This window comes from Bradyrhizobium sp., assembly GCF_030654605.1.
Taxonomy (GTDB): Bacteria; Pseudomonadota; Alphaproteobacteria; order Rhizobiales; family Xanthobacteraceae; genus Bradyrhizobium.
The window spans coordinates 1-15,075 of the sequence record NZ_JAURXB010000294.1 but is presented as its reverse complement, the minus strand read 5'-3'; the positions used below and the strand labels follow the sequence as shown (position 1 = coordinate 15,075).

Here is a 15,075-nt window from a genome sequence, read left to right as displayed (position 1 = left end):
ACCAATGTCCGTTGAGCGGCTTTGTATATATGTCCGGAACATCCCGCGTCCCGCAACCGCAACGGGACGTCTTTCCCATGTCAATGGCATCACCGTGAACAAGACAACTCAAACTGTCGAGAGCGCCGGTGGCGCTTTCCATATCGAAGATGTCTTCCCGCTGATCGACGGTGGCCGCTTCCCTGTGAAGCGCATCGTCGGCGAGCGCGTCGAGGTGTGGGCGGACATCTATCGCGACGGCCATGATGTCATTGCCGCGGCGTTGGTCTGGCGGCGCGAGCAAGACCGCGAATGGCACAGGGCCCCGATGACCCACCACAGCAACGACCGCTGGGGCGGCGCGTTCGTGCCCGACGCTCCCGGCCGCTATGTCTATGCCATCGAGGCCTGGACCGACGAGTTCGCCACCTGGCGGCACGGCTTCGAACTGAAGCAAAAGGCCGGCGCCGATCTCACCCTCAACGCCATCGAAGGCGCGGGCATGCTGACCAAGGCGCAGGCCGGTGGACAGGCGGCGGCCGCCGTGATCCTGCGGCAATGCGAGGATTTTCTGCAGACCGGCGAAGCCGCGCCGCTGCTGACCGATGAACTGAAGACCGCCATGGCCGAAAGCCAGCTACGGCCGGATCTGACCCGATCGCAGCTCTTCCCGTTTGTCGCCGACCGGCCACGGGCGCGCCACGGCGCCTGGTACGAGATGATGCCCCGCAGCCAGGGCGTTCACCCCGGCCAGCACGGCACCTTCCAGGATTGTATCGCGCGACTGGCCGATATCGCTGACATGGGCTTCGACGTGGTCTATCTGACGCCGATTCACCCGATCGGCCAGACCAACCGCAAGGGCCGCAACAATGCGGTGACGGCGGCGGAAGGCGATCCCGGCAGCCCCTACGCCATCGGGTCGGCCGACGGCGGGCACGATGCCGTGCATCCGGAACTGGGCACGCTGGAGGATTTTCGCGGCTTCGTTGCGGCGTGCAAGCAGCTGAACATGGAAGTGGCACTCGACATCGCCGTGCAGTGTTCGCCCGACCATCCCTGGCTCAGGGACCATCCGCAATGGTTCAGGAAACGGCCGGACGGGTCGATGCGCTATGCGGAGAACCCGCCCAAGAAGTACGAAGACATCGTCAATCCCGATTTTGCCTCCGAGGACGCCGGCGCGCTGTGGAACGCGTTGCGCGACGTCATCCTGTTCTGGATCGATCAGGGCGTCAGCATCTTCCGGGTCGACAATCCCCACACCAAGCCGTTCAGGTTCTGGGAATGGCTGATCCATGAGGTTCAGCTGCTTCATCCCGACACGATCTTTCTGGCCGAAGCCTTTACGCGCCCGAAACTGATGAAGGGCCTCGCCAAGCTCGGTTTCACCCAGTCCTATACCTACTTCACCTGGCGGACCCAGAAATGGGAGCTGGAGCAGTATCTGACCGAACTGACCGCCTATCCCGAACGCGATTACTATCGCCCCAATTTCTTCGTCAATACGCCGGATATTCTGCCCTATCATCTGCAGAGCGGCGAGACCTGGATGTTCAAATCACGCGCGGCGCTCGCTGCCACGCTGTCCAGCACCTACGGTGTCTACAGCGGTTTCGAATTGCTCGAGCATGAGCCGATCCCCGGCAGGGAAGAATATCTCGATTCCGAAAAATACGAGATCAAGGTGCGGGATTGGGACAAGCCCGGCAATATCAAGCCCTACCTCCGCGATCTCAACCGCGCCCGCCGGCAAAACGCGGCGCTGCAGCAGACCGGCAATTTGCATTTTCTCCCAGTCGAGGACACCAACATCATCGCCTTCGTCAAGGAATCGGTCAACCAAACCAACAGCGTCATCGCCGCCATCGCGCTGTCGCGCGACGTCCATGAATTCTGGCTGCCGCTGGGCGATATCCAGGTCGGCATGCCCGACGATCGCCGCAACGTCGCCGCGGTGGAAAACCTGATGACCGGCGAACGCTATCCGGTCGAGCACGGCGGCATCCGGCTGCGGATCGATCCGGTGCGCGATCCCGCCATACTCTTCCGTTGCCTGGCGTGAGGCGCGCCATGAACGTGATGTCGTCGATCGACGCCAGGGAGCTTCCCGTCAAGGACGTGAGCGACGAGCTGTGGTACAAGGACGCCATCATCTATCAGCTGCACGTCAAGGCCTTTGCCGACAGCAACAATGACGGCATCGGCGATTTTGCCGGACTGACCGAAAAGCTCGGCTACCTGCAGGAACTCGGCGTCACCGCACTCTGGCTGCTGCCGTTCTATCCCTCGCCCGGCCGCGACGACGGCTACGACATCGCCGACTACGGCGCGATCAATCCCGATTTCGGCACCATGAAGGATTTCAAGCGCTTCATCGCCGAGGCCAAGGCGCGCGGCCTGCGCGTGATCACCGAGCTCGTCATCAATCACACCTCGGACCAGCACGACTGGTTCAAGCGCGCCCGCCGCAGCGATCCGAAATCGAGCGCGCGCAACTGGTATGTCTGGAGCGACACCGACCAGAAGTACCAGGGCACGCGGATCATCTTCACCGACACCGAGAAATCGAACTGGACCTGGGATCCGGAAGCCGGCCAGTTCTACTGGCACCGCTTCTTCTCGCACCAGCCCGATCTCAATTTCGACAACCCGCGCGTGGTCAGCGCGCTGGTGCAGGTGATGAAGCGCTGGCTCGATTCCGGCGTCGACGGCTTCCGTCTCGACGCCATTCCCTATCTGTGCGAGCGCGACGGCACCAACAACGAGAACCTCCCCGAGACCCACAGCATCATCAAGAAGCTGCGCGGCGAACTCGACGCCTATGCCAGGGGCAAGGTGCTGCTGGCGGAAGCCAACCAGTGGCCGGAGGACGTGCAGGAATATTTCGGCCGCGGCGACGAATGCCACATGGCCTATCACTTTCCGCTGATGCCGCGGATCTACATGGCGATCGCCCAGGAGGATCGCTTTCCGATCACCGACATCCTGCGCCAGACCCCGGATATCCCGGCCAACTGCCAGTGGGCGCTGTTCCTGCGCAACCACGACGAGTTGACGCTGGAAATGGTCACCGACGTCGAGCGCGACTATCTGTGGTCGACCTACGCCAACGACCCGCGCGCGCGCATCAATGTCGGCATAAGGCGGCGGCTGGCGCCGCTGATGGACAATGACCGGCGCAAGATCGAGCTGATGAATTCCCTGCTGCTGTCGTTCCCGGGCACGCCGATCATCTATTACGGCGATGAAATCGGCATGGGCGACAACATCTATCTCGGCGACCGCAACGGCGTGCGCACGCCGATGCAGTGGTCGCCGGACCGCAATGGCGGCTTCTCCCGGGCCGATCCGGCACGGCTCTACGCGCCCACCATCATGGATCCGGTCTACGGCTATGAGTCGGTGAATGTGGAAGCGCAGTCGCGCAGCCTGTCCTCGCTGCTCAGCGCCACCAAGCGGCTGATCTCGGTGCGCAAGTCCACCTTGGCGTTCGGGCGCGGCACCATGACCTTCATCCGCCCGGTCAACCGCTCGGTGCTGTGCTACGTCCGCCAGTACCAGGACGAAGTCATTCTCTGCGTCGCCAATCTGTCGCGATCGGCGCAGGCGACCGAACTCGATTTGTCGGCCTGGAAGGGCCGCATCCCGCTGGAGATGCTGGGCCGCACCCGCTTCCCGCCGATCGGCGAACTGCCTTACATGATCGCGCTGGCGCCGTACGGGTTCTACTGGTTCCAGCTCACGGAGCGCGACAAGTCGGAGCCGGTCGAGCCGACTGCCGTTCCGGAATTCGAGACGCTCGTGGTGCCGCTCGGCGCCACATGGATGTCGCTGGCGCGCACCCGCGGCGTGTTCGAGCGCGACGTGTTGCCGACCTATCTGGCGCGAACCCGCTGGTACCCGGAGCGCTCGTCGCGGGAGATCCGCCCCAACGTGACCTCGGCGGTGCCGTTCTGCGATATCGGCGACAACCGGCCGTGGCTTGCCTTTTTCGAGGCGACCACCGAACACGGCGAGAGTTCGCGCTATGTGCTGCCGATGCAGATCGAGTGGGTTCGTTTCGACCGCGAGCGCTACAATCCCCGCGCCTTCGCGGCGGTGCGCCAGGGCGCGCGCGAAGGCACCCTGCTGGACGTCGCCACCGACCAGATTTTCATCGCCCTGCTGCTGCGCAATCTGCGCGACTCCCTCGTTGTCGATGAACTCGAGGGCGTACGCCTCGAATTCAGGCCGACCGCCAGGCTTCTGGAACATCCGTTCAAGCCGCCGGTGCATATTCGCGCGGTCGAGACCGAGCAATCCAACTCCACGGCGCTGGTCGATAATGATTACGTCTGCAAGATTTATCGAAAACTCGAGCCCGGCATCAATCCGGAGATCGAGGTCGGCCGCTTCCTGACCGAAGTCGCGGGCTTCGCCAACACGCCGGCGCTGCTCGGCAGCGTCGAGCTTATCGAAGGCGACAAGACCAGCGCGGTCGCCGTCGTCCACGCCTTCGTGCAAAATCAGGGCGATGCCTGGACCGTGACCTCGGCCTATCTCGACCGCTTTGTCGAGGAGCAGCGCCTGCTGGCGGCGAGCGAGCATCCCGGCGAGAGCGAAGAGCAGGTCCCCTATCTGCGCTACATGTCGCAGACCGGACGACGCGTGGCCGAAATGCATCTGGCACTGGCCGGCAGCGGCGAACTGGCCGACTTCACGCCGGAGCCGATCCGGCCCGAACACGTGCGGCTCTGGATCCAGGAAATTTCCGCCCGTGCCGGGCGCGTCTGCCAGGCATTGCAGCAACGCCAGTCGGGGTTACGGGAATCCGATCGCGTGCTGGTCGATCAATTGCTGGCGCAGCGCGCCAACCTGAACGATCGCCTCGGCGCACTGCTCCCTCCGGATATCGGCGGTCTCAACATCCGTCATCACGGCGATTTCCACCTCGGACAGATGCTGATCGCCAAGGACGATATCTTCATCATCGATTTCGAAGGCGAGCCTCGACGCAGCCTGGCCGATCGCCGGCGCAAGGCCCCCGCAGCACGTGATGTCGCCGGTCTGATCCGCTCGATCGACTATTCGGCGACCGCAGCACTGGAACGCGCGCTCAATGTGGCGCCCGACGAGCACGGCAAGCTTGGCGCGGCGCTGTCGGAATGGCGCGACCGCTCGTCGGCAGCCTTCCTCGCCGCCTATCGCGACACCATGACCAACCCGTTGCTGTGGCCCGCCGAGCCGCGGGCGAGCGAAGCGATGCTGAATTTCTTCCTGCTCGAAAAAGCCATCTACGAGATCGAATACGAACTCGCTCACCGGCACGACTGGCTGCGCGTCCCGCTGACCGGCGCGCTTCGTATTCTGTCCCAACAACCCAACGAGGCCTCATGACCAAACTGTCCGCCGAGGCCTATGCGATCGTCGAAGGCCGCCATTCCGACCCCTTCCATTATCTCGGCCTCCACGCCGAGGGGGACAAGAGCGTGGTGCGCGCGTTCCTCCCCGAGGCCTCCAATGTCGAGGCGATCGGCGAGCATGGCGAGACGGCTGCGTTGGCGCGCGTCCATGACGCCGGCCTGTTTGTCGGCGCGATGCCCAATGGCTCCAAGCGCTATCAGCTGCGCGCCCGGTTCGGCGACACCGTGGTCGACCTCGACGATCCCTACCGCTTTCCGCCGGTGCTGACCGATTTCGACCTGTATCTCCTCGGTGAAGGCACGCACCAGCGCATCTACGACAAGCTCGGCGCGCATCCGATGACGCTGGACGGCGTTCCCGGCGTGGCCTTCGTGGTACTGGCCCCCAATGCCAAACGGGTCAGCGTGGTCGGCGACTTCAATTTCTGGAATCCGCGGCGACATCCGATGCGGGTGCGCGGTGCCGGCTATTGGGAGCTGTTCGTGCCCCATGCCGCCGCCGGCGATCACTACAAGTTCGATATCATCGGTCCGCATGGCGAGCAGTTGCCGCTGAAATCCGACCCGATGGCGTTTGCCGCCGAAATCCGCCCGAGCAGCGCTTCGATCGTATTCGACGAGGCAAAACTGCCGCGTCCGCGCCCGGCGCCATCAGGCATCAACGCGCTCGGCGCGCCGATGTCGATCTACGAGGTCCATCTCGGCTCGTGGCGGCGCCACGATAACAACGCATGGCTGAGCTATCGCGAGCTCGCCGAGCAATTGCCACATTATGTCAGGGATCTCGGCTTCACCCATGTCGAATTCCTGCCCGTCAGCGAGCATCCGTTCGACGGCTCATGGGGCTATCAGCCGACCGGCATGTACGCGCCGACCAGCCGGTTCGGCACGCCGGAAGATTTCGCCGCACTGATCGATGCCTTTCATCGCGAAGGCATCGGCGTGTTGCTGGACTGGGTGCCCGGTCATTTCCCCGACGATCCGCACGGCCTCGCCAATTTCGACGGCACCGCGCTCTACGAACACGCCAACCCGTTGCAGGGACGGCACATGGACTGGGGCACGCTGATCTACAATTACGGCCGCACCGAAGTGGTCAATTTCCTGGTGTCGAACGCGCTGTTCTGGCTGGAGCGCTACGCCATCGACGGCCTGCGCGTCGATGCGGTGGCCTCGATGCTGTATCTCGACTACAGCCGGCCGGCCGGCGGCTGGATACCGAACAAATATGGCGGCCGGGAAAATCTTGAGGCGGTCGACTTCCTGCGCCGCTTCAACACCGAGCTGTTCGCCCGCTTTCCGGAGGCCACCACGGCGGCGGAAGAATCGACCGCGTGGCCGCAGGTGTCGCGGCCGGTCGAATATGGCGGGCTCGGCTTCGGCTACAAATGGAACATGGGCTGGATGCACGACACGCTGAGTTACATCAGCAAGGACCCGATCCATCGCAAGCACCATCACGGCGATATCCTGTTCGGCCTGCACTATGCCTTCTCGGAAAATTTCGTCCTGCCGCTGTCGCATGACGAGGTCGTCCACGGCAAACGCTCGCTGCTGGGCCGGATGCCCGGCGATGACTGGCAGCGTTTTGCCAATCTGCGCGCCTATTACTCCTTCATGTTCGCGCATCCCGGCAAGAAGCTGATGTTCATGGGCTGCGAGTTTGGCCAGGAACGGGAGTGGAATCACGACCGTGCGCTCGACTGGAATCTGCTCGAACAGCCAAGGCACGGCGGCATCCACAGCCTGATCCGCGACCTCAACAGGCTGTATTCGTCGCTGCCGGCGCTGCATGAACTGGACTGCGATCCCGCCGGGTTCGAATGGGTGGTGACCGACGATGCCGCCGGCAACGTGTTCGGCTTCATCCGCAAGGGCAACGCTGCCCGCGCGCGCTGCCTCGTCGTCGTCAATTTTTCGCCGAACGTCTATCATGACTACCGCATCCGCGTGCCGTTCACCGGCAAATGGCGCGAGGTGTTCAACTCGGACTCCGCGCATTACGGCGGCAGCAATGACGGGAACGTCGGCGAGGTCCAGACGTTGGAAGGCCTCGTGCCCCAACTCGATCTCACCATTCCCCCACTGGCCGCGATATTTCTCGTACCGGAAAGCTGACGCATGCGATTGACCGCCGGAACGTCCTCACGCCTCGGTGCAAGCTGGGACGGCCGGGGCACTAACTTCGCGCTGTTCTCGGCCAATGCGCAGAAGGTCGAGCTGTGCCTGTTCGACAGCCAGGGACGTCGCGAACTCGAACGCATCGAACTGCCGGAACGTACCGAGGATGTCTGGCACGGCTATCTGAACGACGTGTCGCCGGGCCAGCTCTATGGCTATCGCGTCCACGGGCCGTACGAGCCCGAGCACGGCCACCGCTTCAACGCCAACAAGCTGCTGATCGATCCCTATGCCAGGCGAACGGCGGGCCGTCTGGTATGGAGCGATGCGCATTTCGCCTATCGTACCGGCAGCGCCCGCGAGGACCTGTCATTCGACCGCCGCGACAATGCCCGCGGCATGCCGAAGGCCGTCGTGGTCGACGAGACTTTTAATTGGGGCCGCCGCGAAATGCGTCTCAATATCCCCTGGCAAGACACCATCATCTATGAGGCGCACGTCAAAGGCCTGACCCAGAAGCGCGAGGACGTGCCGCCCGGCCTGCGCGGCACCTATGGCGGGCTGTCGTCGCCTGCGATGATAGACCACCTCAAGCGGCTCGGCATCACCACCATCGAATTGCTTCCGATCCACGGCTTCGTCGACGATCGCACCCTCGTCGAGAAGAAGCTGGTGAACTACTGGGGCTACAACACGCTGTCGTTTTTCGCGCCGGAGGCGCGCTACTCGCAGGACAACCCGCTCGACGCCTTCCGCACCACGGTGGCGCGGCTGCACGACGCCGGCATCGAGGTGATGCTCGATGTCGTCTACAACCACACCGCCGAGGGCAACCATCTCGGCCCGACGCTGTCGTTTCGCGGCATCGACAATGCCTCCTACTACTGGCTGAAGCCGGACAATCCGCGGTTCTACGACGATTTCACCGGTTGCGGCAGCTCGGTCAACCTCACCCATCCGCGCGTGCTGCAGATGGTGATGGATTCGCTGCGCTACTGGGTCGAGGTCTGCCATGTCGACGGCTTCCGTTTCGATCTCGCGACCACGCTGGCGCGCGGGCCGAACGGCTACGACCGCAACGCCTCCTTCCTGACCGCGATCCGTCAGGACCCGGTACTGGCCTCGGTGAAGCTGGTGGCGGAGCCGTGGGATCTCGGCATGGGCGGCTATCAGGTCGGTGCGTTTCCCTCGCAATGGTCGGAGTGGAACGACCGCTATCGCAGCGCGATGCGGCGCTACTGGAGCGGCGAAGGCAGCCTGATCGGCGAAGTGTCGCGCCGCATGACCGGCTCGTCCGACCTGTTCAACCATGACGGCCGCACCCAGCGGGCCGGGGTCAATCACATCACCGTCCATGACGGCTTCACGCTGGCGGACCTGTTCAGCTACAACGAGAAGCACAACGAGGCCAACGGCGAGGACAATCGCGACGGCTCCAGCGACAACCTGAGCAACAACTGCGGCCATGAAGGCCCTACCGACGATCCGGCGATCATCGCGCTGCGCCGCCAGCTCCGGAAAAACCAGCTGGCCTGCCTGCTGCTGGCCCAGGGCCTGCCGCTGATCCTGGCCGGCGACGAGGTCGGCAACACCCAGAACGGCAACAACAACGCCTATTGTCAGGACAGCGAGATCGGCTGGGTCGGCTGGGAGGGCCTCGGCCGCGAAGGCGACGACCTCACCGGATTCGTCGGTCACATGACGGAATTGCGCAGGCGCTTTCCGCAGATCCGCTCACACTGCTGGCTCGACGGCCGGCGCGCCGACGGTTCGTATGGCGTGTTGTGGCTGACGCCCGCCGCCGAGGAGATGACGGAAGAGGACTGGAATTTTCCGGAAGGCCGGTTCCTGGCCTACGTGCTGGGACCGACCGGGGACGGACAGCAACCGATCTTCATCGTGCTGAACGCCGCCCCCGAAGAGATCGCGTTCAAACTGCCTGGCATGCCGGAATACAAGAGCTGGCAGCAACTATTGAGCACCGCGGACGTTAAGCAGGAGGTCATGGACTTCGCGTCGGGAAGCGAGATCAAGGCATCTCCCCGCTCGGTCCTCGCCTTTGCGGGTTCGGCATGAATGAGCGGCAATTCGGCGCAAGGCTGACATCGGACGGCGCCTCCTTCTCATTGTGGGCGCCGGCGGCGAAGCGTGTCGAGCTGCTGCTGGACACATCTCACCCGATGCAGCGCGGCGAAGGCGGCTGGTTTGCCGCCGACGTCGCCGGTGTAAAGGCCGGAGCGCGCTACAAATTCCGCATCGACGACGAGATCGACGTGCCAGATCCGGCCTCCGCCTTTCAGCCCGACGATATCAAGGGTCCGAGCGAGCTGATCGATCACGGCGCTTACCGCTGGCGCGCGGCCGACTGGCGCGGACGGCCGTGGCAGGACACCGTGCTGCTGGAAAGCCATGTCGGCACCTTCACGCCTGACGGCACTTACCGCGCCATGATCGGCAGGCTCGATCATCTGATGGAAACCGGTATCACCGCGCTGGAATTGATGCCGCTGGCGGATTTCGCCGGGTCCCGCAACTGGGGCTATGACGGCGTGCTGTGGTATGCGCCCGACGGCACCTATGGTCGCCCCGACGATCTCAAGGCGCTGATCGACGAGGCACATCTGCGCGGGCTGATGGTGTTTCTCGACGTGGTCTATAACCACTTCGGGCCCGAGGGAAATTACCTCGGCCGTTATGCGCCGGACTTCTTCACCGAGGCGCAGACGCCGTGGGGCAGCGCGATCGACTATCGGGTGAGGCAAGTGCGCGCCTTCGCGATCGGCAACGCGCTGTACTGGCTGCGCGAATACCGCTTCGACGGGCTGCGGCTGGATGCGGTGCATGCCATTCCCGAGCTCGGCGAAATCTCGATGCTGCATGATCTCAGCCGCGCCGTCGGTGACCTCGCCATCGAAACCGGCCGGCATATCCATCTGGTGCTGGAAAACGACGACAACGCCGCAAGCCTGCTGGATGCCGGGCAGGATCCGCCCCGTGGCAATTATCGCGCGCAGTGGAATGACGACTATCACCATGCCTGGCATGTGCTGCTGACCGGGGAAGTCCATGGCTATTACGGCGACTATGCGAGATCGCCGCTGCGGGACATCGCGCGGGCGCTGGCGTCCGGCTTCGTCTACCAGGGCGAAGCCTCCGCGCATCGCGGCGGGGCGCTGCGCGGCGAGCCCAGCGGCCAGCTCGCTCCCATTTCGTTTGTCAATTTTCTGCAAAATCACGACCAGATCGGCAACCGCGCGCTCGGTGACCGGCTTGAAGCCATTGCCGAGCCCAGGGCGGTCGAAGCCGGACTGGCGATTACCCTGCTGGCGCCGATGGTGCCGATGCTGTTCATGGGCGAGGAATGGGGTTCAAAAGCGCCATTCCCGTTCTTCTGTGACTTCGAAGGCGAACTCGCCGAGGCCGTGCGGCAGGGGCGGCGCAGGGAATTTGCCGACGCCTATGCGGAACACGGCAACGAGGTCCCCGACCCGCTCGAGCGATCGACCGCCGAATCCGCGGTGCTGGATTGGGACTCCCGCGATCAGGCGAACGGGCGCCGGCGGCTGGCGCTGGTGCGGGACCTGCTCGCGATTCGCCGCGAAAAAATCGTTCCGCGGCTGGCTAGCGCGGCATTCGGCGAGGCGCACGCGGCGGACAACGGCTTGCTGACGGCGAACTGGCGCATGGGCGATGGCGCAATGCTTCGGTTGATGGCCAACCTGTCGAATGACGAAATTCCCCGCCCGGAAATCGAACTCATGGGCACGCCGATCTGGGGCGGCGCGGCCAGCGGACCGATTCCGCCGTGGTCGGTATTCTGGCGTCTGGATTCGCGATGATGACTGCCGACGTACCGATCGCGACCTATCGTCTGCAGCTGACCGCCGATTTCAATTTCGACGCCGCGGCCGCCGTCGTGCCCTATCTGAAGGCGCTCGGCATCAGCCATCTCTATGCCTCGCCCTTCATGAAGGCGCGCAAGGGCTCTACCCACGGCTACGACATCGTCGATCACACCAAACTCAATCCCGAGCTCGGCGGCGAGGCCGGCTTCCTGCGACTGAGCGAGGCGCTGCAACGGCACGATATCGGCCTGATCCTCGATTTCGTACCCAACCATGTCGGCGTGCATTTCGCCGACAATCCATGGTGGCTCGACGTGCTGGAATGGGGCCCGGCCTCGCCGCACGCGGTCTCGTTCGATATCGACTGGGACCAGCTGCCGTACCGCGCCCGCGGCGGCGTGCTGTTGCCGGTGATCGGTTCGTCCTATGGGCGGGCGCTGGAGAGCGGCGAGATCGAGCTGCGCTACGACGCTGCCGAAGGCAGCTTCTCCGCCTGGTATTTCGAACACCGGCTGCCGATCGCCCCCGAGCGGTACAGCGAGATTTTGCGCAGCGTCGTGAGGGAAGCCGGGGCCGACGACAGCGCGGCGGGAAAGCGCATTCTCGCACTGGCGGCACGCTACAAGGGCTTGCGGCATCCCAACCGCAAGGAAGCGCCCGCCTTCAAGGCCGAGTTGCAGGCCATCGACGGCGGTGCTGATATCATCGCGCACGGGCTGGACGCCTATCGCGCGGGGGCGGACCGGCCTGCGCAAATTCTGGCGCTGCATCATCTCTTGGAGCGCCAGCACTACAAGCTCGGCCATTGGCGATTGGCTTCCAGCGACATCAACTACCGGCGCTTTTTCGACGTCAATACGCTGGCCGGCCTGCGCGTCGAGGACCCCGGCACGCTCGATTCCATCCACTGCCTGGTCAAGCAACTGATCGCGGACGGCCGGCTGCAGGGCCTGCGGCTCGACCATATCGACGGGCTGCGCGATCCCGCGCAATATTTCCAGCGCCTGCGCCGCCTGATCCGCGACGCCCAGGGCGAGCACGCGAAACCGTTCTACCTCGTGATCGAGAAGATTCTCGGCGAAGGCGAGAAGCTGCATCCGTTCTCCGGCGTGCACGGCACCACGGGATATGAATGGATGAATGTCATCACCCACGTGCTGGTCGACGGCAACGGCCTCGATCCGCTCGATGAGATTTGGCGGCAGGTCAGCAATACCTCGCCAAAACTGGAGCCGCTGCTGAAGGAGGCCAAGCGGCGGGTGCTCGAAACCCTGCTGGCCAGCGAGTTCACGGTGCTGGCGCGGCTGCTGGCGCGGATCGCCGGCGGACACTATTCCACCCGCGACTATTCCGCCGACAGCCTGCGGCAGGCGCTCGAACTCTATGTTCTGCATTTCCCGGTCTATCGCACCTATCTGACCTCATCAGCGCCATCGCCGCATGACCGTGCGCTGATTTCGGCGACCATCGAAAAGGCGCGCGCGGACTGGTTCGCCGCCGACGAGGGCATCTTCGATTTCCTGCGCGATGCGCTGGCCATGGACCTGCTCAAGCCGGGCGGGCCTGCGCACAGCGCGCCGCGCGTGCGACGCTTCGCCCTGAAGGTGCAGCAGTTTACCGGACCCCTGATGGCGAAGTCGCTGGAGGACACCGCATTCTACCGCTATCACCGCCTGCTTGCGCTCAACGAGGTCGGCGGCGATCCCTCCGCCAGGGCGCTTTCGGTCGACGCCTTTCACGACATGATGCAGACGCGCGCCAGCGAGTGGCCGCACGGCATGACGTCAACCGCGACGCACGATACCAAACGCGGCGAGGACGCGCGCGCCCGCATCCTGGCGCTGGCGGAAATTCCCGGCGAATGGACCAGCACGGTCGGGCGCTGGAAAGTCCTGAACGCGCCGCATCTGGTGATCGAAGGCGAGATGCGCGCGCCATCGGCCGCGTTCGAATACATGCTGTATCAGGCGTTGCTCGGCGCCTGGCCGATGGACGGCCCGGATGAAACATTTGCGGAGCGGGTGCAGGCCTATGCGCTGAAAGCCGCGCGCGAGGGCAAACAGGAAACCAGCTGGCTCAATCCCAACCAGGCCTATGAAGCGGGATTGCACACATTCATCGAACGGATTCTTGATCCGACTGTCTCGGCCGAGTTTCTGGATTCGATGGAGACGCTGGCCAGGCGCGTCGCGCTGCTGGGGGCGCTGAACTCGCTGAGCCAGATCACCTTGAAGGCGACGATGCCCGGCGTGCCGGACTTCTATCAGGGCACGGAATTCTGGGATCTGTCGCTGGTCGATCCCGATAACCGGCGCCCGGTGGATTTTGCCGCGCGCGCCGCGGTGCTGCCCGCCCTGGAGATTCCGGATTGGCCCGATCTCGCGCAACATTGGCCTGACGGCCACATCAAGCTGGCCTGGACCCGCCGGCTCCTGAAGCGGCGCGCCGAGCTCGCCGACCTGTTCGCGCATGGCGATTATCAGCCGCTCGAGGTCAGTGGGCCGCACCGCGACCATGTCATCGCCTTCGCGCGGCGCCGGGGCCGCGACGCCGTGATCGTTGCGGTCACGAAATCGTTCGCGGCCTTCTCGCAGGGCGGCCGCAGCTGGCCGCGCGGTGACGTTTTTGATGGCACCGTCAACCTCAAGGGCCATTCGCTGGAAGGCCTCGGCAAGAACGGCGCCATCGAGGTACCGCTCTCCCTGCTGTTTCAGCATCTGCCGGTCGCGGTGATGAAAGCGAAATTTCAGGGCGCCTTGAAGCCGGCGCGAAAGCGTGGCCGCAGGTAAGGCCCGCCCAAAACGCGGAAGGCCGCCCGGGATCAACGGCCGGACGGCCTTGCGGATGTTGTGCCGACAATAAGCCGGTTCCCTTCTCCCGCTGTGTCGATCTTCCGTGCGTCTGGTTACCGAGAAGTTTACGAAAATCGAGCGCATCGGATTCTTTGATGCTGCAGTGCGGAGCGCTCTCAGTTCAGCTCTTCTTCGTCAGCAGCAAATTGCCGCGAGCCTTGATCGCCGTTTGCGCCGCCTCGGCAAATCGCTGCAACAGCCAGGGCAAGGTCACTTCCAGCCTGACATGGTCGTCCGCCACATCGAGATGACCTGAAGCCGCCTGCCCGAGCGCGCGGACGCGGAAGATCATGCGATCCTGCTCCCATCGCTCCTCATCGACTTTCAAAACGGGAACGCTGGACGCGGCGCGCGTCAATCCGGTCTTGAGGCGGCGGGCCGCCTCTTCGCGGCCGAGGCGATGCGGAATCGAAACCACGAGCGGTGCGGACATTCTTCAAACCTCCAGCTGATTCAGACCATGTAATTCCGCATCGTTCGAATGCGAGGCCATTTGCATGTTTCGAATCCGGAACTTTATGAGTTCCGGTTCGTTTTTCGAGGGAAGGCAGAGCAACAGTGCCCGCTGCCGGGCTGCAGGAGATGCCACATGTCACTCGGTACGATCATTCTCATTATTCTCGTTATCGCCCTGCTCGGCGGCTTCAGCGGCATCGGCGGCGGCCCGTTCTACGGCACCGGGTATTACGGCGGCGGCGGCATCGGCCTCGTCATCGTCATCCTGTTGATCCTGCTTCTGCTCGGGAAGCTTTAAATCGTCTCGTCATTCCGGGGCGCGAGTTAAACTCGCGAACCCGTAATCCTGAGATTTTAACCTCGAGATTCGGGTTTCGCGCTCCGCGCGCCCCGTAATGACGGCGCCAGGTTTCGTAG

General features: G+C 63.9%; 8 protein-coding genes. 7 read left to right on the top strand and 1 reads right to left on the bottom strand.

The window, feature by feature from the left end; all coding sequences use genetic code 11:
* Nucleotides 1-94 precede the first annotated feature (94 nt).
* Genes Q7U29_RS26590 through treY form a run of 6 tightly spaced genes read left to right on the top strand, consistent with a single transcriptional unit; the run spans nt 95 to nt 14,139 of the window.
* The gene (locus tag Q7U29_RS26590; RefSeq protein WP_304746423.1) at nt 95-2,044 is read left to right on the top strand and encodes an alpha-1,4-glucan--maltose-1-phosphate maltosyltransferase; all 1,950 of its coding nucleotides are present in this window, start codon (nt 95-97) and stop codon (nt 2,042-2,044) included.
* Nucleotides 2,045-2,052: 8 nt separating this feature from the next.
* On the top strand, nt 2,053-5,358 hold the full coding sequence (treS, locus tag Q7U29_RS26585; RefSeq protein ID WP_304746421.1) for a maltose alpha-D-glucosyltransferase: 3,306 nt from the start codon (nt 2,053-2,055) through the stop codon (nt 5,356-5,358).
* Nucleotides 5,355-7,502, top strand: coding sequence for a 1,4-alpha-glucan branching protein GlgB (glgB, locus tag Q7U29_RS26580; protein ID WP_304746419.1), 2,148 nt, complete (start codon nt 5,355-5,357; stop codon nt 7,500-7,502). The genes treS and glgB overlap by 4 nt, the downstream gene beginning before the upstream one ends.
* A 3-nt stretch (nt 7,503-7,505) precedes the next feature.
* Nucleotides 7,506-9,581 carry a glycogen debranching protein GlgX gene (gene glgX, locus Q7U29_RS26575; RefSeq protein ID WP_304746417.1) on the top strand — a complete coding sequence of 692 codons (2,076 nt, stop codon included), beginning with the start codon at nt 7,506-7,508 and terminating at the stop codon, nt 9,579-9,581.
* Nucleotides 9,578-11,344 (top strand): malto-oligosyltrehalose trehalohydrolase, encoded by a 1,767-nt coding sequence (treZ, locus tag Q7U29_RS26570; protein WP_304746415.1) that lies wholly within the window; start codon nt 9,578-9,580, stop codon nt 11,342-11,344. Before glgX ends, treZ begins: the two co-directional genes overlap by 4 nt.
* Nucleotides 11,344-14,139 carry a malto-oligosyltrehalose synthase gene (gene treY, locus Q7U29_RS26565; protein WP_304746470.1) on the top strand — a complete coding sequence of 932 codons (2,796 nt, stop codon included), beginning with the start codon at nt 11,344-11,346 and terminating at the stop codon, nt 14,137-14,139. Before treZ ends, treY begins: the two co-directional genes overlap by 1 nt.
* Nucleotides 14,140-14,323: 184 nt before the next feature.
* Here the strand turns inward: treY and Q7U29_RS26560 are convergent, their stop codons facing one another.
* A complete protein-coding gene (locus Q7U29_RS26560; protein WP_304746414.1) occupies nt 14,324-14,635 on the bottom strand; it encodes a polyhydroxyalkanoic acid system family protein in 312 nt (103 codons plus the stop codon).
* A gap of 156 nt (nt 14,636-14,791) precedes the next feature.
* Between Q7U29_RS26560 and Q7U29_RS26555 the strand changes: the two genes are divergently transcribed.
* Nucleotides 14,792-14,956: a DUF3309 family protein gene (locus Q7U29_RS26555; RefSeq protein WP_304746413.1), complete on the top strand. Its 165-nt coding sequence runs from the start codon at nt 14,792-14,794 to the stop codon at nt 14,954-14,956.
* The last annotated feature ends 119 nt before the right edge of the window (nt 14,957-15,075 follow it).

Bases quoted from the DNA above. Each gene is read 5' to 3' on its own strand.
- treS (WP_304746421.1), top strand. From the start codon at position 2,053: ATGAACGTGATGTCGTCGATCGACGCCAGGGAGCTTCCCGTCAAGGAC.
- glgB (WP_304746419.1), top strand. From the start codon at position 5,355: ATGACCAAACTGTCCGCCGAGGCCTATGCGATCGTCGAAGGCCGCCAT.
- glgX (WP_304746417.1), top strand. From the start codon at position 7,506: ATGCGATTGACCGCCGGAACGTCCTCACGCCTCGGTGCAAGCTGGGAC.
- treZ (WP_304746415.1), top strand. From the start codon at position 9,578: ATGAATGAGCGGCAATTCGGCGCAAGGCTGACATCGGACGGCGCCTCC.
- treY (WP_304746470.1), top strand. From the start codon at position 11,344: ATGACTGCCGACGTACCGATCGCGACCTATCGTCTGCAGCTGACCGCC.
- Q7U29_RS26560 (WP_304746414.1), bottom strand. From the start codon at position 14,635: ATGTCCGCACCGCTCGTGGTTTCGATTCCGCATCGCCTCGGCCGCGAA.
- Q7U29_RS26555 (WP_304746413.1), top strand. From the start codon at position 14,792: ATGTCACTCGGTACGATCATTCTCATTATTCTCGTTATCGCCCTGCTC.